Genomic DNA, 20,833 nt, shown 5'->3' on the forward strand with positions numbered 1-20,833 from the left:
CTACAAGGCTTCGGCGTTGTCCTGCGTGACCGGTGCGAATCGGGTCGTCGGCTGGTCGGCGTCGTTCACTTCGGCCCGCTTGTACGGCGTCGGCGTGCGGCGCGGGGCGGGCTCGGGTGGCGCCACCGCGAGCCGCCGCACGGTGGGCTCGTCGTCCGGGAACATCTCGGCCGGCTTCGGCTGCGGACGGCGCGCGGGCGCGGCGGCCCGGCCGCGCAGCGCGGTGTGCAGGCCGTCCCACAGGGTGCCGTCGGTGTGGTCGCGCGGGTCCGGGTCGACCAGCACGACCCCGATGATCGGGATCCGCCGCTCGGCCAGCTGACGCGCGACGGTGTGCAGCCATTCGGTATTCGCCTGTCCGGCGCGCACGACGAGGATCGCTTCCGCGCCGAGGTGTTCGAGATCCGTCCACGCGGTCCCCGGCTCGATCGAACCGACGCCGATGCGGCGTTCACCGGGAACCTTGGGCTCGTCGCGGTCCAGGACGCGGATCTTGCCTCCGGCGGCCAGCGCACGCAGACCGGCCTTCGGCAGTTCGTCGACCAGCGCGACCGGGCCCTGCTCCGCGAGTTCGTTCGCGATGTCGGCGGCCAGCGCGGCCGTCGTGGTGCGCGCGCCGAGGTCGAGCAGCGACACCGTCCCGTCGTCCTCGCGGATCGTGCGGATCAGCGTCGTCGCGACCCGTCTGCGTTGCTCCAGCGCGCGGCCCTTCCGGAACCAGCGCGGCGGTTTCGGCAGTTGCGCGATCACCGACGCGCCGAGATGGCGGGAGAGCTCGCGGCGCAGCACCGGCCGGTCCTTCACCACGCTGCCGATGGCGGCCAGGACGAGACCCGCCAGCAGGCCGAGCACCAGGCCGATCCCGGCGGCGGTGCCTGCGGATTTCAGCAGCGACTTCGGCAGGATCCGCGGCGCGTCCACGATCTGCGTCCCCGCGCCGACCTTCGGCGTGCCGATGCCCGCCTCCTGCGCGCGGCCGTCGTAGTCGGAGATCTTGGACGTCAGCTCCGCGCGGCGGGAGTACAGCCGCTCCAGCTGGGCCGGGTTGGGGTTCCGCTTCGCCTCTTCGGCGACGATGTCGTTCTGGATACCGGCGAGCTCGGTCTGCGCCTGGTTGCGCTGATCGAGCAAGGCCTTCTGCTCGGCCGCCGCGCCGGCCTGGTTGCGCGCGACGTACTCGGCGATGAAGGCGTCGGAGAGCGCCTGCGCGCGGGCGACCGCGTCGGCGTTGTCCTTGCCTTTGACCGTCACCTGGAGGACGTTGTTCGTCACGCCGAGCCCGGTGTAGTCCTTGAGGAACTCTTCGGGCGGCTGAGTGCTGTTCAGCTTCTTGAGCGCGTCTCCGGCGATCTTCGTCGTCTGCAGCACGGCGACGTCGGTCTCCATCAGGGTGCCGCTGTCACTGGGTGAATCGTCCGCGTGGACGACCAGGATCTTCGCCACGGCCGTGGGCGGCGACGGCAGGAACGTCGCCACGAGCCCACCGGCGATGAGCCCGGCGAGGGCGGTGGCCAGCCACAGGCGACGACGCCGCCGGACCGAGACCACGAGCCGCTGGAGATCGATGAGCGGCTCGGACTTCTCTTTTTCGGCGGTCGTCACGGTGTACCTGCCAGTGCTTCTCGATCTTTCCCAGCCTGCTTCCCGGGCTTCGGGGGCCGGGTTGGCCGCACGGGACGGATCAGAGCCGCCCCCACCACGGCCAGCCCCGCGTCTGCGCACGCCTCGGCGACACCGACCAGTTCCCACGCGGTCCGCGTGCCCAGACCGAGCACGACGAGCACACCTTCGGCGGCCTGGTCCTCCACGACCGGCCGTCCCGGTGCCACCGTGACGACGGTGAACCGGCGGCCGGACAGTCCGGCGATCCTGGCGGCCGCGGTCCGCGCGGCGTGATCGCCGTCGGCCACCAGCACCAGCAACCGCCGCTGCGGAAGCCGGGACACGAGGCGGCGATAGTGGACGTCGCCGTCGATCTCTTCGGGCGTGACGTCGATCCGCCGGATGTTCCACGGCCGGTCGTCGCCCAGCAGTTTCGCCCGCAGGCCACGCGTCGCTCCGGGATCGGGTTCGTCGGCGACGTCCACCGTGGCCAGCACCGGGCCGCCGAGCGCCGCACCGATCTCCTGTTCGTCCCGCAGCCGCCGGTCGGTGCGGGCGGCGAACAGGTGACCGAGCAGGCCGAACACGAAGAACAGCGCCGCGCCGCCGAGGGCGAGCTGCGGCAACGTCGGCGCCGCCGCCGAAGTCGGCCGCTGGGCCGCGCCCATGACGACCATGCTGCCGAGACCGCCGCTCGTGGTGTCGGTGGCGTTGAGGGTCGACATCGCCTGCTCGATCGACGAACGCAGCGCGGCCAGCTCGGTGCGCAGCTGGACGGTCTCCACCGAGGTCGTCCCGTCGGAGACCTTCTCGGTCAGCTCGGTGATCCGCTGGTTCGTCTGCGCGACCTGCTGGCGCAGGGTCTCGCGGCGTTCCTGCGCCACCTTGACCGCGGCGTCGCCGGTGCTGGCGAGGACCTGCGTCGAGTACTTCACGAATTCCTGGGCGACCTGATCCGCGACCTGCTGCGCGTGCTCGGCGGAGTCGTCGGTCGCGGCGATGGTGATGACGTTGCCCTGCGCGACCGTGGTGCTCACCCGGTCACGCAGGTCGGCGCCGCTGCCGCGGCCGAGGACGGCGGCGGCCCGGTCGAGCACCACCGAACTGGTCGCCACCTCGGCCTGGGTGAGCAGTTCGTCCGCCTCACGCGGGCCCTGCAGCAACACGTTGGACGTCGTCCGGTAACCCGGAGAAAGGATCACCGATGATCCCGCGCCGACCAGGGCGCCGAGGAGGGCCAGGACCACCAGGGTCCGCCACCTCCCGCGCAAGACCTGCCCGATCATGGACAGGCGCACCGTGTCGTCAGTCAAAGCCGGGATCTCCGTCCGGTGCGTGGGGGTGTGCATGAATCCCGTCGGGCCGGCCACCGCGTTGGTTACAGGGTTGCCCGACTCTTGTTCGAAACGCGACCGGGAAATCGATCAACGGACCGCGGCCGCATAGGCCGCGAGCAGGGCTTTCTGGGAGTTCTCCCACGAGAGCGGGCCGGCGACGCGCGCCCGTCCCAGCTCACCCATGGCGGCCCGCTGGTCCGGCGAATCGAGCAGATGCGCGATCAGCTTCGCGAACTCCGGCTCGTCGTTCGCCGGGGCGTAAAGGGCGGCCTCCCCGGCCGAAACCCTGGCCTCCCGCAGCTCGAAGGAGACGATCGGACGGCTCATCGCCATGTACTCCATGATCTTGTTCATGGTCGACACGTCGTTGAGCGGGTTCAACGGATCCGGCGAAAGACAGACGTCGGCCGCGGACAGGTAGCGCAGCAGGTCTTCGTCGGAGATCCGGCCGGTGAACTCGACCTGGTCGTCGAGCTTCAGTTCCTTGGACAACGCCACCATCGCGTCGAAAGCGTCGCCGGAACCGATGAACACGGCGTGCCAATCGGTGCGGCCGACGGCGTCACGCAGCGAAGCGAGCGCGCGCAACGCGTAGTCGACGCCGTCCTGCGGGCCCATCACGCCGAGGTACGCCAGCAGATGCGGCTTGCCCTTCTTCAGCTCGGGCTCGACCGGGACCTGATGGAACCGCTCGACCACCGGCGCGCTGCGCACGACGAAGACGTCTTCCGGCGACTTGCCACCGCGCTTCACGGCGACGTCCTTGTAGCTCTCGTTGGTCGCGATGACGACGTCGGCCGTCTTGTACGTTCGGCGCTCGAGCGCGCAGACCGCGCGGTACAGGAAGTCCTCGCCGCGGTCGAAACGCGAGAGGTACAGCTCGGGACAGAGGTCGTGCTGGTCGAAGATGAACTTCGCGCCCTGGCGCTTGAGATACAGCGCGACCAGGAACAGCAGGTCCGGCGGGTTGCAGGCGTGCACGACGTCCACGCGGCCGACCTTGCGGGCGAGCCGCAGCGTGTGCCACAGCGCGGAGCCGTACTCCTGGACGTACCCGGCCGGGCCACCGGTGGCGGCCTTCAGCGGGTACCGCAGGATGTGGACGCCGTCGATGGTGACTTCGGCTTCGGTGTCCCGCTTCGTCCCTTGTGGACAGATGACGTGGACTTCCCAGCCGGCGTCGCGAAGTGTCTGGCATTCCTGCCAGACGCGGCGATCGAAGGGGACGGACAGGTTCTCGACGAGGATGAGAGCTTTACCAGGCAAGACCGACATATCCCTCTTCAGCCCGGCGACGGTCGGCGTCGGGTACGCGGACGAGATCGATGATGGTGTGGCCGCCGCCGGCCGGGAGGGCCGCGAGGACCTCCGGATCGGTGCAGCCGACGAGGCAGACCTCGGCGTGGTCGACGACCTCGCCGATGGAGCCGGCGAGCAGCTGCCCGAGATGCGGCAGCCTGCCCTCGATGTACTCGCGGTTCGCGCCCATCAACCGCGAAAGGCTGACGTTGGCGTCGTAGATGCGGAGGTCGTAACCCTTGCCGAGCAGGCGCTCGGCGAGTTCGACGAGCGGGCTCTCCCGCAGGTCGTCGGTGCCGGGTTTGAACGACAGGCCGAACAGGCCGACCTTGCGCTTCCCGGTGCGCGCGACCAGATCGAAGGCGCGCTGGAGGTGTTCGTCGTTGGAGGGCAGCACGTGCGACAGGATCGGGACGGCGACGTCCGCGCGGTGCGCGGCGTAGACCAGGCCGCGCAGATCCTTGGGGAGACACGAGCCGCCGAAAGCGAACCCGGGGCGGAGGTAGGCGGGGCTGATGTTGAGCTTGCGGTCGGCGAGGAAGACGTCGATCACCTGATGCGAGTCGAGTCCCAGCGCGCGGCAGATGGCGCCGAGCTCGTTCGCGAAGCCGATCTTGAGGCCGTGGAAGGAATTGTCGGCGTACTTCGTCATCTCGGCGACCGGGATCGCGACGCGGAAGACCTCGCCGGGAAGGCCTTCGTACAGCGCCGCGACGACGTCGCCGCTGGCCGCGTCGAGCTCGCCGATGACGGTCTTGGGCGGGTCGAAGAAGTCCTTGACGCTGCTGCCCTCGCGCAGGAACTCGGGGTTCACCGCGACGCCGAAGTCGACGCCCGCGGTGCGGCCGGACGACTTCTCGAGGATGGGGACGAGCAGATCCAGGCAGGTGCCCGGGAGCATGGTGCTGCGGAAGACGACGGTGTGACGTTCGGTCTTGTCCTTGAGCGCCTCGCCGATCTCCTCGGCGACGCGCTCCAGGAACGCCGTCGACAGGCTGCCGTTCGGCGCCGACGGGGTACCGACGCAGATCAGGGAGACTTCGCTGTCCGCGATCGCCTGTCTTACGTCGGTCGTGGCTCTCAGCTTGCCCGCGGCGACCACTTCCGCGGTCAGCTCGCCGATCCGCTCTTCGACCACCGGCGCCTTGCCGCTGGAGACGAGTTCGATCTTCACCGGGTTCACGTCGACCCCGACGACCTCGTGCCCGCGGCCGGCGAGGCACGCCGCCGACACGCAACCGACGTAACCGAGCCCGAAGACGCTGATCTTCATGACGAATTCCTCCAGCCGCGTTCCGCTGCCCGTTGGTCGGCGGGACGGCCGGGTTCGTTACCGCTGTCCTGAAGTCGCCTGCTTTTGGCGGAATGCCTGTGCGGCAAGGGAATTACTCATCGTCCGAGGGGCGTGAAACGCTACAAGGGGCGCGTAAGGGTTTCGTCTCGATCTCGCGATCACCGGAGGCGCCTGATCGGACAAGACCCGTAAACACGTCGATGACACCCTCCCGGTTGCCCGGTCACGGCACCGGAATGTTCCGCTCTGGCCGCCCGGATGCTCCGGACTTTAGGTTCGCTTCGTCGACGATCGCCGGGGAGCGCCCGTGAGGGACGGATGCTTCACCAGGCGAGACTGGGGGAACACCATGCGAAGAACATCGCTGCGCACGATCGGCGCGTTGACCGCGGCCTTCACGGTCGCCGGCCTGGCGACCGCCGTGCCCGCGTACGCCGCCACCGGCCCGAACATCAAGGTGACGGCCAAGGCCCAGGAGGGACGCTGGCTGCCGGGCGACGCCATCCCGATCGAGGTGACGGTCGCCAACATCGGTGACACGACGGCGAAACAGGTCAAGGGGTACGGCGACCGGGAGTCCGGCGCCTACTTCACCTTCGACGAAGCCTCCTGGGGCGACCTCCGCTCCGCGGACGGCGCCACCTACGCGCCGGGCGAGAGCAGGACGTACACGCTCAAGGGCAGCGTGTACACCCTCGCCGAGGGCAACCCGGTGCTCACCATCGATGTGAGCGGCCCGGAAGAGGCCGACTACTCGGACAACCGGAGCCGGGCCACCGTCGGGCTGCTGTCGCCCGACACCACCGATCGTGTCGCCGGAGTCCTCTACGGCGATCGCGACGAGGACGGCAAGCTCTCGCCAGGTGAGGGTCTTGCCGGGGCCGAAGCTCGTCTGATCGGTCCGGGTATGTCCGAGTACCTCGTCGCGGTCACCGACGCCGAAGGCCGATTCTCCTTCGACGCCGTCCCGGTCGGCCCCAACATCTCTTGGCACTTCGAGAAGCTTCCGGACGGCTGGGTGACCGCTTACCCGCCGAGCCTGAGAGTGGACGGCAGCGGGCAGAACACCGCACTCGAGGGCAGGGCGATCCGCCCGCTGACGGACTCGTTGAGCGCGAAGATCACGCTCGACAAGGCGAGCTACGCGGTGGGCGAGACCGCGACGGCCACGGTGACGCTGAAGAACGTCGGCACCCGCGAAGTCACCGGCCTGTACGCGGGCTGCGACCCGGGCGGCTTCGAACGGGGTTTGGAGGTCCCGCAAACCCAGTGGGGCGCGTTCAGTCACGTGAACAAGGCCGGCAAGGTCGCTCCGGGGCAAAGCGTGGTCTTGAAGGTCACCGGCACGGTGCCCGCGAAGGCGGGTGCCTACGGTGAGACCGGGCTCGATTGCTGGTTCGACAACGACAACTCCTTGGGTTCCGGGCCGTATGCCTACCAAAACGCGAAGGTGCCGGGCGCCAAGGCCGACTCCCGCGGCCGGCTCTGGCACGACAAGAACGGCGATCACCGGATCGACCCCGGCGAGGGAGTGGCGAACACGACCGTCGCACTGAGCACGACCGACAAGAAGCTCGTGTCGCTCGCCAAGACCGACGCCAACGGCTTCCTGACCTTCACCAATGTCGCGGTCGGCAAATACCGGCTCTCGATACTCGGCCCTTGGCGGACGAGCACGTCCGGCGAGACCGTCGAGGTCGTCGCACCGCCTTACGCCCCCGGCCAGTGGACCCTGCACGTGGTCCCGCGCTGATCATCCGAACCGGACGGCCCCGGGGGCGAAAGCTCCCGGGGCCCGATCCTCATCCCTGGACGAACTTCGCCGCCAGGCCCTGCCCGACCGAGGTCGACTTCCCGTGGTCTTCGATCGGCGAAACCTTCGAGTTCTTGAAGCAGATGTAGGTCACGCCCGAGTCGACGCCGCCGTTCTTCGGGTCCGGGTTGATCCCCAGCGCCTTCGCGGCCGCATAAGACGCTTCGCCGATGATGTCCTTCGGGCCGGTGTCGCCGATGACGGTGTAGAGCACCTTGTCGTTGTAGATCACCGCGCACGAACCGGCGCCCTTGAGCCCGGCCTTCTCGAAGTTCCAAGTGCCGCTGATGCTCGGCACGACGACATAAGGCGTCTGGTCGGCGATCAGCGCCTTGCCGTCGGAGCGCGGGTACGCGGTGCCGTCCTGGAACCACGGGTCGGTGTTCTTGTTGCACCGCGCGGTCGGCTGCCCGTCGCAGTCGATGTCCATGTCGGCCTTCCAGAACACGGCGCTCCCCGCGTCGCAGACCGCGACGGTCCGGCCGGTTTCGTCGTCTGTCTTGTACTTGCCGTTCGACACCTGCTTGCAGGCGGTGGTCTTCGCCAGCAACTGCTGCGCGGTCGGGGCCGCCTGTGTCGAAGGGGAAGCCGCGGCCGTCGCCGCGGGAGTCAGGCCGGCGGCCACCACCATCGCCGAGAACAGAAGCAGTTTCCGCATACCGAACACCCCTTTGTTAATAAGACTTCTTTATCGAGGGTGCTCAGAATGCCGCCGCCGACGGCTTCGATTCAAGGGTTATTTTCCCACCGCACAAAGAAAAACGGTCAAAGGCGGGCAAGCCTGGCGACCCGCGCCATGATCCGTCCCGCTCGGCGGTACAGGCCTTCCCGCTCACCGAGCACACCGTCGATCCACTCCTGGTCGACGTCGTGCCGGACCTCGATCCGCGGCCGCAGCCAGCCATCGCGCGAAGCCGCGCCGCCTTCGGTCGTGTAGACCCTCGTCGCGCCGGAACGCCGGAGCCTGCTGAGCACCCGCCGGTCGTAGGCGCCGAACGGCGGCGCGTACGCGCGCACGGGTTTCCCGCTCAGTTCCGCGAGCAGTTTCGGCGCGGCTTCCAGTTCACGCCGGGCGTTCCGGTCGTCCAGCCGCCGCCAGTCGCGGTGTTCCCAGCCGTGCGAACCGATCGACATCCCCGCCTCGACCAGTGCGCGAAGGCCGTCGGCGTCGAGGAAACCCCGCTGCCCGATCCGGCCTGCCAGCGGGAAGAACTCGGCCGTGAGATCGCGCTCCACCAGTCTGGGGAGCGCGATCTCGACGTCCGAGGAGTTGCCGTCGTCGAAGGTGAGGCCGACGTCTTCACGGCCGGCCACCGTGTCGAGCACCCGCTCGAACTGTTCGACGGTCACCCAGGTTTCGTTTTCACCAGGATCCAGCGCGCGCACGGGTCTGCCCACGCCGCCGATCGCCAGGATCACCATCCGCGCCTCATTCGGGACCGAGTGTATTTCCCGATTAATCGAGTTGGCGAATGGAGTAGTTACATGATCCCGCAAGGTGTCCACGAATGGATTACTTGCGGATCTCCAGGGTGCAGCACTTCGGGCCGCCGCCCGCCTTCCTGAGCTCGGAGATGTCCAGGAAGACGACTTCGTAGCCGCGCTCGGTCAGCCGCGCCGCCAATCCGGTCGCCTCGACCGGCAGGACGACGTTGCGGCCGTCGGACACCCCGTTCAGGCCGAAGCACTCCGCGTCGGCCCGGTCCGCGATTACCGCGTCCGGGAACATCCGCTCCAGCACCTTCCGCGACCCGGCCGAGAAGGCGTCCGGGTAGTAGGCGATCTGGGCGGGCGTGGTGTCGGTGGCCTCGGCGAGCACGAACAGCGCGGTGTCGAGGTGGTAGTAGCTCGGATCGATCAGCCGCAGCGACACGACCGGAACGCCGAGGACCTCCTGCGCTTCGGCGTGCGCGGCCGGGTCGGTCCGGAAGCCGGTGCCGGCGAGCAGGACCTTGCCGGTCCACGCGAAGTCGCCCTCGGCCTCGTTGATCTTCTCGGGCATGGTGATGTCGCGGTAGCCGTGCTCGACGAACCAGCGGCGGAAGTGCTCGGCCTCGGCGGTGCGCTGCGGCGCGCGGAACCGCGAGCCGAGGACACGGCCGTCGACGACGGTGCCGGAGTTCGCGGCGAACACCATGTCGGGCAGGCCGGGCTGGGGGTCGATCTCCTCGACGGTGTGGCCGAGACGCCGATAGGTGTCGCGGAGTTCGGTCCATTGCGCCATCGCGGTGTCGACGCTGACCGGTACCGACGGGTCCATCCAGGGGTTGATGACGTAGTCCACCGCGAAGTACCGCGGCGGGCACATGAGGTAGCGGCGCGTCGTGGGTACACGGGGCTGCTGCTCCAGTTCCGGCATACCCGAAGGGTAAGGCTAACCTAATTCCGCAATCAATCGCTGTTCGCTGCGCATATACCTGCTAAACATTGCGTGTGAACACCATCGACCAGCGAATCGTTTCATGCCTGATGGCCAATGCGAGGTCCAGCTACGCCGACATCGGCAAGGTCGTCGGCCTGTCCGCGCCCGCGGTGAAACGACGGGTCGACAGACTGCTCGAAACCGGGGTCCTGCGCGGGTTCACCGCGGTCGTCGACCCCGAGGCGCTGGGCTGGGGCACCGAGGCGTTCGTCGAGATGACCTGCAACGGCAACATCACCCCCGCCCGGATCCGCGCCCGGCTGGAGCCGCTGCCGGAGGTCGTCGCGGCATACACGGTGTCAGGGGCGGCCGACGCGATCGTCCATCTGCGCGCGTCGGACATCCACCATCTGGAGACCGCGCTGGAACGGCTGCGCGGGCTGGAGATCGTCGACCGCACGGTGTCCACGGTCGTCCTGTCCCGGCTGCTGGAGAGGCCGCCGACCCCCGAGGCATGACACCCTCGAACCCGTGACCGATCAGATCCGCTCCAGCCACGACGACGGCGTCGCCGTGCTCACCATCGACGCGCCCGCGACCCGCAACGCCCTGACGCTCGACCTGTCCGCGCAGCTGGCCGAGGCCGTCGCGCGCGCCGAGGCCGACGAAAGTGTCCACGCTGTGGTCATCACCGGCGCACCGCCCGCGTTCTGCGCTGGCGCGGACCTGGACACGCTCGCCCGCGCCAGCGAAGACGGGCTCCGCGCGATCTACGACGGATTCCTCGCGGTGGCGCGGTGTTCCCTGCCGACGATCGCCGCGGTCGGCGGTGCCGCCGTCGGCGCCGGATTGAACCTCGCGCTCGCCGCGGACGTCCGCATCGTGGGACCGAAGGCGAAATTCGTGGCCAGATTTCTCGATCTGGGCATCCATCCCGGCGGCGGGATGACGTGGATGATCCAGCGGCTCGTCGGACCGCAGAAGGCCGCGTCGATGACACTCTTCGGTGAAGTCGTCGGCGCCGAAGCCGCTGTCGAATGCGGGCTCGCCCTCCGGCTCGCCGACGGGGATCTGATCGAGGCCGCCCGTGAACTGGCGAAACCCGCCGTCGGCGCTCCTCGGGACGTCCTTCTGGCGACGAAGCGCACGCTCCGGCACACCGCGGGACTGACCGGCCATTCGGCCGCCGTCGACGCCGAGATCGAGCCGCAGGTCGCGTCACTCACCGCACCCGCGTTCACCGAGCGGCTGGCCAAGCTGCGGGAGTCGCTGGCCGGACACTGACCGGCCAATGACCGTTCCTCGAGCCGACTTCACTACGCTGGAAGGAGATACGGCTCACAATCGGGCCGCATCGCCGACCGTTACCATCGGTAACAGATAAACCGGATAATCCCCGCTCAGCGGCGAGCCCAGGACACTCGAGGAGTAGGTCCAGACCGTTTTTACGGCAACCTGGAAAGTGTGCCGAGGACTAACCTCGGGACATGGCACCTGTGACCTGGCCGACATCGCCGGGCGAGGCACGCCGATCCCCGGCACGGCCGGGGACGACGCACGTCGGGAGAGAGGGAATCCCTGACCTATGAGCACGAGTGCGAACGGCAACGGCTCCTTGTCGGCCGTCAGGCCCACCGAGGTCGCCAAGCTGGACCGGGTGGTCATCCGGTTCGCCGGTGACTCCGGTGACGGCATGCAGCTGACGGGCGACCGGTTCACCTCCGAAGCGGCCGCCTTCGGCAACGACCTGTCGACCATGCCGAACTTCCCCGCGGAGATCCGCGCGCCGCAGGGCACCATTCCCGGCGTCTCGAGCTTCCAGGTGCACTTCGCCGACTACGACATCCTCACGCCGGGCGACCGGCCGGACGTCCTGGTCGCCATGAACCCCGCCGCGCTGAAGGCGAACGTCGCCGACGTCCCGACCGGCGGGACGATCATCCTCAACACCGACGAGTTCACGAAGCGGAACCTGGTCAAGGTCGGCTACGAGAACGACCCCCTCGACGACGACACCCTTTCGGCCTATCAGGTCCACCGGGTGGCCATGTCGACGCTGACCAGGGGCGCGCTCGAAGAGACCGGTCTATCCAAAAAGGACGCCGAACGCGCGAAGAACATGTTCGCGCTCGGGCTGCTGTCGTGGATGTACCACCGGCCGACCGAGGGCACGGAGCGGTTCCTGCGCGAGAAGTTCGCGAAGAAGGCCGACATCGCCGAGGCCAACATCCTGGCCTTCCGCGCGGGCTGGAACTACGGCGAGACGACGGAGTCGTTCGCGACGACGTACGAGGTCGCGCCCGCGAAGCTGAACCAGGGCACGTACCGCCAGATCACCGGGAACACCGCGCTGGCGTACGGGCTGGTCGCCGCCGGGCAGCAGTCCGGCCTGCAGATCCTGCTGGGCACGTACCCGATCACCCCGGCGTCGGACATCCTCCACGAGCTGTCCAAGCACAAGAACTACGGCATCCTCACCTTCCAGGCCGAGGACGAGATCGCCGGTATCGGCGCCGCGCTCGGCGCCTCGTACGGCGGTGCGCTGGGCGTCACCTCGACGTCCGGGCCCGGTGTCGCGCTGAAGTCCGAGGCCATCGGTCTCGCGGTGATGACCGAGCTGCCGCTGGTGGTCGTCGACGTCCAGCGCGGCGGCCCGTCGACCGGCCTGCCGACCAAGACCGAGCAGGCCGACCTGCTGCAGGCGATGTTCGGCCGCAACGGCGAATCGCCGGTGCCGATCGTCGCGCCGCTGTCCCCCGCCGACTGTTTCGACGCGGCGCTGGAGGCCACCCGGATCGCGCTGAAGTACCGCACCCCGGTGTTCCTGCTCTCGGACGGCGCGATCGCGAACGGCTCCGAGCCGTGGCTGATCCCGGACGTCGGGGACCTGCCGGATCTGCGCGTGGAATTCGCCACCGGGCCGAATGCCGAGGACGGTTCCGGGGAATTCTGGCCGTATGTACGCGACCCCGAGACCCTCGCCCGCGAGTGGGCGCTGCCGGGCACCGCCGGCCTGCAGCACCGCATCGGCGGGCTGGAGAAGGCCGACAAGACCGGCCACATCTCCTATGACCCCGACAACCACGACAAGATGGTCCGCCTGCGCCAGGCCAAGATCGACGGGATCGACGTCCCGGACCTCGTCGTCGACGATCCGAGCGGCGGCAAGGCACGGGTGCTGGCGCTCGGCTGGGGCTCCTCCTACGGCCCCATCGGCGCCGCGTGCCGCCGCGTTCGCAAGGACGGCATGCCCATCGCGCAGGCGCATCTGCGCCATCTCAACCCGTTCCCGGGCAACCTCGGCGACGTACTCCGTTCGTACGACACCGTCGTCGTCCCTGAAATGAACCTCGGCCAGCTTTCGATGCTCCTGCGGGCCAAGTACCTCGTCGACGTGAAGTCGTACACGAAGGTCGCCGGGCTGCCCTTCAAAGCCGAGGAGCTGCAAGGCGTCTTCACGGAGATCATCACCAGTACGGAGGGGACGAAGTGACCGCGATCGATCTGGGGATCCCCACCCTCGGCGGCCTGGACCTTGTGCCGACCGAGACCGAACCGCAGAAGGCCAAGGACTACAAGTCGGACCAGGAGGTCCGCTGGTGTCCCGGCTGCGGTGACTACGTCGTGCTCAACGCCGTGCAGTCGTTCCTGCCGACGCTCGGCCTCAAGCGCGAGAACATCGTGTTCATCTCGGGTATCGGGTGCTCGTCCCGGTTCCCGTACTACCTGAACACCTACGGCATGCACTCGATCCACGGCCGGGCGCCGTCGATCGCCACCGGGCTCGCGACCGCGCGGCCGGATCTGTCGGTGTGGGTCGTCACCGGTGACGGCGACGCGCTGTCCATCGGCGGCAACCACCTGATCCACGCGTTGCGGCGCAACGTGAACATCAAGATCCTGCTGTTCAACAACCGGATCTACGGCCTCACCAAGGGCCAGTACTCGCCGACGTCCGGGCCGGGCATGGTCACGAAGTCCACCCCGATGGGCTCGGTCGACACCCCGTTCAACCCGCTTTCGCTGGCGATCGGCGCCGAGGCGTCGTTCGTGGGCCGCGCGCTCGACTCGGACCGCAAGGGCCTGACCGAGGTGCTGGAGGCCGCCGCGAAGCACCGCGGGTCGGCGCTGGTGGAGATCTACCAGAACTGCCCGATCTTCAACGACGGCGCCTTCGACGTCCTCAAGGACAAGGACGAGGCCGCGACCCGGCTCATCCCGCTGAAGGCGGGCGAGCCGATCAAGTTCGGGCCGCAGGGCGAATACGGCGTCACGCGGAGCGGCTGGGCCGGACTGGAGGTCGGGAAGGTCGCGAACATCGGCGAGGAGAACCTCGTCGTGCACGACCCGGCGATCGAGGACACGTCGTACGCGTTCGCGCTTTCGCGGATCGGCGACCAGAACCTGAACCACGTGCCGACCGGCATCCTGCGGCAGGTCGAGCGGCCCACCTACGACGACCAGGCGCGGGCCCAGGTCGCGGAGGCACAGGCCGCCCGCAAGCCCGATCTGCAGGGCCTTCTGCGCGGCAAGGACACCTGGACCGTCGTCAGCTAGCCGGTCCTCAAGCGCGTAAAGGCCCCCTTTCCTCGGCTGAGCCGAGGGAAGGGGGCCTTCACGCGCATCATCAGGTCAGGGGACGGAAGCCCACGCGCTCCGCGTCGGCGGCGGTCCGGAACCAGACCTCGGCGACCATCTTCGGGAACTGCGGCGAGTCCTCCGTGCAGTACCGCAGCGCCGTCACGCTGGCCTTGACCGCGAAGTCGTCGGCGGGACGGCCGCCGCCCGGACGCGGCATCGCCGAACCGGGCCCGAACGGACCGGGCGGGACGGATTCCGCCACCGGAGCGACCTGCCGCGCGGGCGGAGGCTCGGGGGCGGGCATCGCGTCGCCAGGCTGGACGGCGGGCTCGAACAGCGAGCCGCTCTGCCCACCGGACAGCTCCGGCTCACGCCGCTCGATCGCCCGCATCGACGGCTGGATCGGCTGCGGCGGCTCGAAACCACCGCGCACCGCGCCTCGCGGCGTGCGCTTGGGCAGCACCTGGGTGGCTTCGGCGGGCGTCTCGGGCTCCGAGTCGAGCAGACCGGCCTTCGCTTCTTCGTCGGAACCGAAGGCGTACGCGGGCGGGTCGTCGTGCAGCGCCTCTTCCCGCTCGAACCAGTTGGTCTCGACAGGAGCCTGCTCGGTCTCCACGCGCGACGCGGGGCTGAACAGCGAAACCGGCTCCGGCTGCGTCTCGGCGCCTTCGGGGTCCAGCTGCATCTCCAGGCGGGACCGGTACGGCCCCTCGGCCGGCGCCGCCGGCTGCGGCTCGGGTTCCGGCTCGGGCTCGACATCCAGCTTCGAGGCGGGCTGGAGGTAATCGGTCGCCGCGGCGACGTACGGGTTCGCGGGCTCCGGCTCCGGCTCCGGCTCGGGCTCGGGTTCCGGCTCCGGCAAGGCCGCCTGGATGAACTGCGTCCGCTCGGCCGGGTGCTCCTGGTCCGGCTCGGGCTCCGGGTCCGGCTGGGGCGCGGTGCGGTATTCGGCCTCGTACTCTTCTTCGGGCTCGAAAACCTGCGTCGCGGAGTGCTCCGGCTCCTCGGCAGGCTCTTCCTCCTTGACGGGCTCCTCGGCAGGCTCGGTCCACTGCTGCGCGGGCTCCTGCTCGGTGAGCGTCTCGGGGTACGCGGGCTTCGGCGGCTCCTCGACGGCCGCGAACTCCTCGTCCAGCTCGTCGTGCGACGGCTTCGCGAGGTACGCGGTCCCGCCGGCGACGGCCGCCGCACCCGCGCCGAGGCTCACCCCGGCCGGCAGTCTCGACGTCTCGGCGTGCGCGGTGGCCAGGGAGCTTTCCAGCTCACGGATGCGCTTGCGCGCCGGGAGCACCAGCACCAGCCAGGTGAGCAGCGCGCCGACGACGAACGCCAGCAGACTCCACAGCCAAACCTGTCCGAAAATGGACATCTAACCTGCCCTTTGTCAATGCGTTCGCGCGACCAGGTAGTCGGCGACCGATTCGCAGGCGTCCCGGGCGGGCGACGCGGGCAGCGCCGCGAGCTCGGCACGCGCCCGACGAGCGTAGTCGGAAAGAGTTTCGCGTGCGCGTTCGAGTCCGGACGAGGCACGCAGCAGGTCCAGGGCCTCGGCGACGAGCGCGTCGTCGGAGATCGGGCCCGACAGCAGCTCCACCAGGCGCGGGTCGGTGGCCGGGTCGGCCAGCGCGTACAGCATCGGAAGGGTGCGGACGCCTTCGCGCAGGTCCGTTCCCTGTGCCTTGCCGAGCTCGTCCGAGGCGGACGCGATGTCGATCACGTCGTCGGAGATCTGAAACGCCGTCCCGATGATGTCGCCGAAGCGGCGAAGCGCGTCGATGTACTCGTCGGGCGCGCCGGACATCATCCCGCCGAACCGGCCGGAGGTGGCGATCAGCGAACCGGTCTTCTGCGCGATGACCGTGAGGTAGTGCTCGACCGCGTCGTCGCCGTCGGCCGGGCCGACCGTCTCGCGCATCTGGCCGGTGACCAGCTCGCCGAAGGTCTCGGCGATGATCCGGGCCGCGTCGGTGCCGAGGTCGGCGACCAGCCGCGAGGCGTGCGCGAACAGGAAGTCGCCGGTGAGGATGGCGATGGTGTTGTCCCAGCGGGCGTTGACGCTCTCCGCGCCGCGGCGCATCGTCGCCTCGTCCATCACGTCGTCGTGGTACAGCGTCGCGAGGTGCACCAGCTCGACCGCCGCCGCGGCGGTGACCACCTGGTCGCCCTGCTTCGGCCCGAACTGCGAGGCCAGCAGCGTGAACAGCGGGCGGAAACGTTTGCCGCCCGCCTCGACCAGGTGCGAAGCGGCGTCCTCGACGGCCTTGACGTCACTGCGGACGACCTCGCGGAGCAGGGTCTCGACGTCGGCGAGACCGGTCGCGAGGGTGCGCAGGAGCTGCTCGTCGGCGATCTGGAGTCCCACGGACGCGCGCAGGTCCTCGATGGCACCACCTGGGGCAGGTGAAGACACAGACACGTCGGCTCCGCTCTCTTTGACACCGTTCGGGGTTGCTCCCAGCGTAGTGGCTAGCAGCTGAGGCCTGTTGACGTGCTGTCCAGGGGAAACGGTGACGAATATGACACCCCCGCCGAGTATCCTGCCCACTTCGGCGCGAACCGGGGGAACGACATGGGGAGTCCGGACGATTCCGGCGACAGACCGGCGTGGAGACCTCCCGCCGAAGACCACCGCGAGCAGCGTTCGACGGTGTGGATCACCGTCGTCCTCTTCGCCGTGTTCATGGCGGTGATGCCGACCGTGGCAGGCGGCCTGAGTCAGCGGCGGCGGATCTTGATGTCGTCCATGCAGGTCGCCTTGCCCGCGACGTCGCGGTACGGATAGCCCTTGGCGTCCAGCAGTTCCATGACCTTCAGCTCGGCCTCGTCGAGCACCTCGCGCTCCTCTTCGCCCCGCAGCGTGATGCGGAAGGTGAACGCGCCGAGGTGCGCGCTGTAGGTGAGCAGGCCGTCCTCGGTGAACCCCATCGACTGGTGCCGGTCGAGCTCGGCGAGCAGCCGGGCACGGGTCTCGGCGTCGGGGTGGTCGAACTTGCCGTTGACGAGGACGCGGTAGGTCGGCATGCGCTCGAATATACAGATCTGTATCCGGATACGAATCCGAATATCCAACGGGTGTCCATGATCCACGGTCGAGTGAAACGACCGTCACGCGCGCAACGGGCGAATCCGACACGCAGATAGTGATGACAAAGGAAGAACGGCCAACCGGCTCGCTCTCCGTCACGTGAGGAGGACGTGGAATGCGCATCACCATCGCAAGCCGGGCAGGCCTTGTCGGCGCCCTGCTGCTGGCAGGTCTCGGCGCCGGGGTGACCCCGGCGGCCGCGTCGAACCCCGCGGGCGTCGCCTCACTCGGCTCCGCCGCCTTCACCAAGGGGACCTCGGCGCCGATCTCGATCGCCTCGATCGCCGAATGCGCGGTCGAGGGACCGACGAGCAACTCGTCCGGGGTCGTGACCAGGACCGGGATCACGTTCGGTGGCGGCACGTCGACGTGCACGACCACCGTCGTCGACCCCGAGAACGACGTCACCACGACGAAGTCGGAGGCCAAGGGACAGAATTTCGAGCTGTCGGCCCTGGTCTCGTCGGGCGGGCCGCGGATCAAGATCAGGTCCTACTCGGTCAGCTGCACGGCGACCCAGACGAGCACGAACGCGAGCTGGACCTACGGCGGCGCGACCGGGCTCGGCACCCTGCCGTCGCCCGTGCCGGTCGGCTACGTCAAGCCGATCACCAAGTCCAACGGCACGCTGCTCGCCGAAGCGATCTTCAACGAACAGACCTTGCCTGGCAACGGCAGCATCGCGCTGACCATGCTGCGGATCAAGTTCGCCCCCGGCTCGAACATCACCGGCGAAGTGGTCCTCGGCCGCACGGCCTGCTCCCCCACTCCGTAAGCCATCCCGCCGGGAAAGGGGCGTCCGGGACTCACCGGGCGCCCCTTTTCCATTCTGGCTTATATAAGCCCGTGCTGATATCTTGTCGGCAACCGAGCCGAGGAGGGCACCGATGGTCGACGTGACCAGCCAGATCAACTCCGTCCAGCGCAGGCTGGGCAAGCGCGTGGTCGAAGCGGGCGAGGCGGTGACGGCCACCGTCAGCCAGGTCTACGACACCGGCCTCGACGATCTCTGGGACGCCTGCACGAACCCCGAGCGCATCCCGCGCTGGTTCCTGCCGATCAGCGGCGATCTGCGCGTCGGCGGCAAGTACCAGCTCGAAGGCAACGCCGGCGGAACGGTCGAGCGCTGTGATCCGCCGAAAGGTTTCGCGGCGACCTGGGAGTACGGCGGTGACGTCAGCTGGATCGAACTCCGGCTGAGCCCCGAAGCCGACGGGCGGACACGGTTCGAACTCGACCACACCGCTGTACCCAATGAGCACTGGAACCAGTTCGGGCCCGGCGCCGTGGGCATCGGCTGGGACATGATGCTGAACGGGCTCGCGCTGCACCTCGAATCCGGCGAGGCCACCGACCCCGAGGCCGCCATGTCCTGGATGACCAGCGAAGAGGGCGTGCGGTTCATGACGCTGAGCAACGAGGCCTGGTACGAGGCCGACGTCGCCAACGGGACGGACGCGGCCATCGCCCGCACCCGCGCCGACGCCACCTTGGCCGCCTACACGGCGCCGCCGGAGAGCTGAAGGTCCTCGGCGAGTTCCGGGGCGCGAAGCAGGGCGATGAGCTCGTCGTCCGCCCGGAACACGGCGCGGGCTCCCGGCATCCCCGCCTGCCGGAGCATCGCGTGGAGGACGTCGGCGTGCGGCTGGTCGAGCAGGGTCCAGACCATCGCGCGCCGCTTCCCGTCGTCGCCCAGTTCGCGCGCGGCCCACCAGCCCATGACGAGCGCGCTCACCTGGTTGACGGCCGTTTCCCGCCCCCGCGCCAGTTGCGCCCGGTTCAGCCCGCACACCTTGATGGTCTGCTCGCCCTTCGCGGTCAGCGCGCGGTAGGTCCCGATCGACAGCACCAGGAACAGGTGCTCCAGCGGGTCTTCGGCGGTCGGGTCGATGAGCAGGCTGGTGCCGTCTTCGTCCACCGGGAAGAGATCGCGTTTGTGGTGGCTGTTGCAGTACTCGCAGGCGAGGACATGGTTGAGCCAGTCGAACGCGCGCCCCGGATTCCGCGCGATCGGCTCGAAATGGTCCACAGTGGACCCGAGCCCGTCACCGCAGTACATGCAGTAACCGCGGCCGGCGGCCATCACGTCCAGGCCCGCCCGCAGAGAACGCCGCACAGCACGGGAAACCCGCCAGAGTCGCCGGGCTTCCTTCGTGTCACCGGGAGGGATGCGCGCGGTCAGCTCTTCGAGATCGGCCACCACCCGCTCCGGCAGCGCGACCCGGCGGATCGCGATCACCGATCGTCGGCCTCGAACCGCCTGGCCACCTCGTCGACCCGGCTCGGCGGCGAACTGCTCAGCATGCCCCGCAGGCGTTCCCATTCCCGGACGCCGTTCGCGTCCGCGCGGCCGGAAGCCACCTGGAACTCGAGCTCGGCCAGATGCTCCCGCAATTCGACCGCCTGCGGCGAATACGGCGTGTCCAGGCCGAAAAGGTCGGAGAGCACGGCGTCGTCGCCGGAACCGAACACGACCCGCTCGTACAGCTCCTCGGAGACCACGCGCGGCGGGACGTCCTCGTCGGGCCCCGAAAGGCGGATGAGTCCGCCCGGGTCGGCGGCCTGGCAGACGTAGGGGCTGTGCGTGGTGACGATGAACTGGATCCGCGGGAAATGCGCCTTGAACCACGATCCCATGCGTTTCTGCCACGACACGTGGAGATGCGCGTCCACCTCGTCGATGATCACGACACCCGGGCTCTCGTGGTCAAGGCCAGCGCTGTCGAGTTGTTTGAGCAGGTCGACCACGAGCGCGGTCACCGTGCGATAGCCGTCGCTCATCTCGCGCAAGGGGAAACGGTCGCCGCGGTACTCGACCCAGAGCCCGTCCGAATCGACGTCCCGGATCCGGTAGCCGCCGGGCAGGAGGCCGTCACCGAGGATCTCCAGCGCCGCGTCCTTCAGCTCACGGGCGCCCGCTTTTCCTTCCAGGGCACGGAGATGCTGATTGATCAGCCAGGTGACGCCCTCGGCGAGCGAAGCGTCTTCGTGGAACAGGCTGGCCATCCGCGCCAGCGATCCCGCGCCGCGCATCCACGACTCGGCCTCGCCGCTGCCGCCCGCGAGCCGCCGGAACGGCCCGTACGCGGCGCAGAACGGCTGGCCCGGCGGAAGCCCGGAGATCGGCAGCAGGCCGGAGTCGAGCCAGCGGACCTCGACCGGCGCCGGGCCCTCTTCGCGCATCACCGACAGCTCGATCGACCCGGACGTCTGATCGTTGGAGATCCAGCTGCCGGCGTCCGACAGCAGCCCCCAGGCGACGTCCGGCGCCGCCGCGACCGCGATGGCGCGCAGCAGCGAGGTCTTGCCGGAACCGTTGCGCCCGGCCAGGACCACCCAGCCGGGGCCGGGCAGCCGGAGGTCGACGGCACGGGCGCCGCTGAAGCCGCGGATGTTCTCCAGCCGGACCCGCTCGATGTACATGGAGAAAGCTTAATGCCTGTTGGCGGAGCTGAGATGT

Annotated in this window: 19 protein-coding genes; 7 read left to right on the plus strand and 12 right to left on the minus strand. The window is 69.0% G+C overall.

From position 1 onward, the window contains the following. From ACXIZN_RS30520 to ACXIZN_RS30535, 4 genes are all read right to left on the minus strand, one after another. Nucleotides 1-1,602, minus strand: a complete 1,602-nt coding sequence (locus tag ACXIZN_RS30520) for a Wzz/FepE/Etk N-terminal domain-containing protein (protein ID WP_457958485.1) — start codon at nt 1,600-1,602, stop codon at nt 1-3. Next, entirely contained in the window at nt 1,599-2,915 is a 1,317-nt protein-coding gene (locus tag ACXIZN_RS30525) for an exopolysaccharide biosynthesis protein (protein ID WP_457958486.1), read from the minus strand. Before ACXIZN_RS30525 ends, ACXIZN_RS30520 begins: the two co-directional genes overlap by 4 nt. A gap of 111 nt (nt 2,916-3,026) precedes the next feature. Further along, nucleotides 3,027-4,214 carry a glycosyltransferase family 4 protein gene (locus tag ACXIZN_RS30530; protein ID WP_457958488.1) on the minus strand — a complete coding sequence of 396 codons (1,188 nt, stop codon included), beginning with the start codon at nt 4,212-4,214 and terminating at the stop codon, nt 3,027-3,029. Further along, on the minus strand, nt 4,195-5,511 hold the full coding sequence (locus tag ACXIZN_RS30535; protein WP_457958490.1) for a nucleotide sugar dehydrogenase: 1,317 nt from the start codon (nt 5,509-5,511) through the stop codon (nt 4,195-4,197). The genes ACXIZN_RS30530 and ACXIZN_RS30535 overlap by 20 nt, the downstream gene beginning before the upstream one ends. A 370-nt stretch (nt 5,512-5,881) precedes the next feature. Between ACXIZN_RS30535 and ACXIZN_RS30540 the strand changes: the two genes are divergently transcribed. Next, nucleotides 5,882-7,285 (plus strand): SdrD B-like domain-containing protein, encoded by a 1,404-nt coding sequence (locus ACXIZN_RS30540; protein WP_457958492.1) that lies wholly within the window; start codon nt 5,882-5,884, stop codon nt 7,283-7,285. A gap of 49 nt (nt 7,286-7,334) precedes the next feature. Here ACXIZN_RS30540 and ACXIZN_RS30545 read toward each other — a convergent pair whose 3' ends face one another. The 3 genes from ACXIZN_RS30545 to ddaH all read right to left on the minus strand — a co-directional run bounded on the left by ACXIZN_RS30545 (nt 7,335) and on the right by ddaH (nt 9,704). Continuing rightward, complete coding sequence (locus tag ACXIZN_RS30545) at nt 7,335-8,003, minus strand: glycoside hydrolase family 75 protein (RefSeq protein ID WP_457958494.1); 669 nt, start codon at nt 8,001-8,003, stop codon at nt 7,335-7,337. Nucleotides 8,004-8,110: 107 nt separating this feature from the next. Continuing rightward, the gene (locus tag ACXIZN_RS30550; protein WP_457958496.1) at nt 8,111-8,767 is read right to left on the minus strand and encodes a polysaccharide deacetylase family protein; all 657 of its coding nucleotides are present in this window, start codon (nt 8,765-8,767) and stop codon (nt 8,111-8,113) included. 91 nt (nt 8,768-8,858) lie between these two features. After that, a complete protein-coding gene (gene ddaH, locus ACXIZN_RS30555; protein WP_457958498.1) occupies nt 8,859-9,704 on the minus strand; it encodes a dimethylargininase in 846 nt (281 codons plus the stop codon). A gap of 74 nt (nt 9,705-9,778) precedes the next feature. Between ddaH and ACXIZN_RS30560 the strand changes: the two genes are divergently transcribed. The 4 genes from ACXIZN_RS30560 (at nt 9,779) to ACXIZN_RS30575 (ending at nt 14,264) form a co-directional block, all read left to right on the plus strand. Further along, nucleotides 9,779-10,225: an Lrp/AsnC family transcriptional regulator gene (locus tag ACXIZN_RS30560; protein ID WP_005151923.1), complete on the plus strand. Its 447-nt coding sequence runs from the start codon at nt 9,779-9,781 to the stop codon at nt 10,223-10,225. 13 nt (nt 10,226-10,238) lie between these two features. Beyond that, nucleotides 10,239-10,991: an enoyl-CoA hydratase gene (locus ACXIZN_RS30565; RefSeq protein ID WP_457958500.1), complete on the plus strand. Its 753-nt coding sequence runs from the start codon at nt 10,239-10,241 to the stop codon at nt 10,989-10,991. A 301-nt stretch (nt 10,992-11,292) separates the two neighbouring features. Next, nucleotides 11,293-13,200, plus strand: a complete 1,908-nt coding sequence (locus ACXIZN_RS30570) for a 2-oxoacid:acceptor oxidoreductase subunit alpha (RefSeq protein WP_457958501.1) — start codon at nt 11,293-11,295, stop codon at nt 13,198-13,200. Further along, on the plus strand, nt 13,197-14,264 hold the full coding sequence (locus ACXIZN_RS30575) for a 2-oxoacid:ferredoxin oxidoreductase subunit beta (protein ID WP_034310725.1): 1,068 nt from the start codon (nt 13,197-13,199) through the stop codon (nt 14,262-14,264). Before ACXIZN_RS30570 ends, ACXIZN_RS30575 begins: the two co-directional genes overlap by 4 nt. A gap of 70 nt (nt 14,265-14,334) precedes the next feature. Here ACXIZN_RS30575 and ACXIZN_RS30580 read toward each other — a convergent pair whose 3' ends face one another. From ACXIZN_RS30580 to ACXIZN_RS30590, 3 genes are all read right to left on the minus strand, one after another. Continuing rightward, complete coding sequence (locus ACXIZN_RS30580) at nt 14,335-15,657, minus strand: sunset domain-containing protein (RefSeq protein WP_457958503.1); 1,323 nt, start codon at nt 15,655-15,657, stop codon at nt 14,335-14,337. A gap of 15 nt (nt 15,658-15,672) precedes the next feature. Then, complete coding sequence (locus tag ACXIZN_RS30585) at nt 15,673-16,698, minus strand: polyprenyl synthetase family protein (protein ID WP_457960638.1); 1,026 nt, start codon at nt 16,696-16,698, stop codon at nt 15,673-15,675. A gap of 305 nt (nt 16,699-17,003) precedes the next feature. After that, entirely contained in the window at nt 17,004-17,309 is a 306-nt protein-coding gene (locus tag ACXIZN_RS30590; protein ID WP_034310717.1) for a DUF6204 family protein, read from the minus strand. Nucleotides 17,310-17,488: 179 nt separating this feature from the next. Here ACXIZN_RS30590 and ACXIZN_RS30595 point away from each other — a divergent pair, with 179 nt between their 5' ends. Both ACXIZN_RS30595 and ACXIZN_RS30600 read left to right on the plus strand, forming a co-directional pair. Next, nucleotides 17,489-18,148 carry a hypothetical protein gene (locus ACXIZN_RS30595; protein WP_457958505.1) on the plus strand — a complete coding sequence of 220 codons (660 nt, stop codon included), beginning with the start codon at nt 17,489-17,491 and terminating at the stop codon, nt 18,146-18,148. Nucleotides 18,149-18,260: 112 nt separating this feature from the next. Beyond that, the gene (locus tag ACXIZN_RS30600) at nt 18,261-18,896 is read left to right on the plus strand and encodes an SRPBCC domain-containing protein (protein WP_457958507.1); all 636 of its coding nucleotides are present in this window, start codon (nt 18,261-18,263) and stop codon (nt 18,894-18,896) included. On the opposite strand, the gene ACXIZN_RS30605 is transcribed toward ACXIZN_RS30600, so the two are convergent. Next, nucleotides 18,872-19,612: an HNH endonuclease gene (locus tag ACXIZN_RS30605; RefSeq protein ID WP_457958508.1), complete on the minus strand. Its 741-nt coding sequence runs from the start codon at nt 19,610-19,612 to the stop codon at nt 18,872-18,874. The two genes, ACXIZN_RS30600 and ACXIZN_RS30605, sit on opposite strands and share 25 nt — an antisense overlap. Further along, a complete protein-coding gene (locus tag ACXIZN_RS30610; RefSeq protein WP_126733260.1) occupies nt 19,609-20,796 on the minus strand; it encodes an AAA family ATPase in 1,188 nt (395 codons plus the stop codon). The genes ACXIZN_RS30605 and ACXIZN_RS30610 overlap by 4 nt, the downstream gene beginning before the upstream one ends. Nucleotides 20,797-20,833: the final 37 nt, after the last annotated feature.

Source organism: Amycolatopsis sp. TRM77291 (assembly GCF_054166285.1).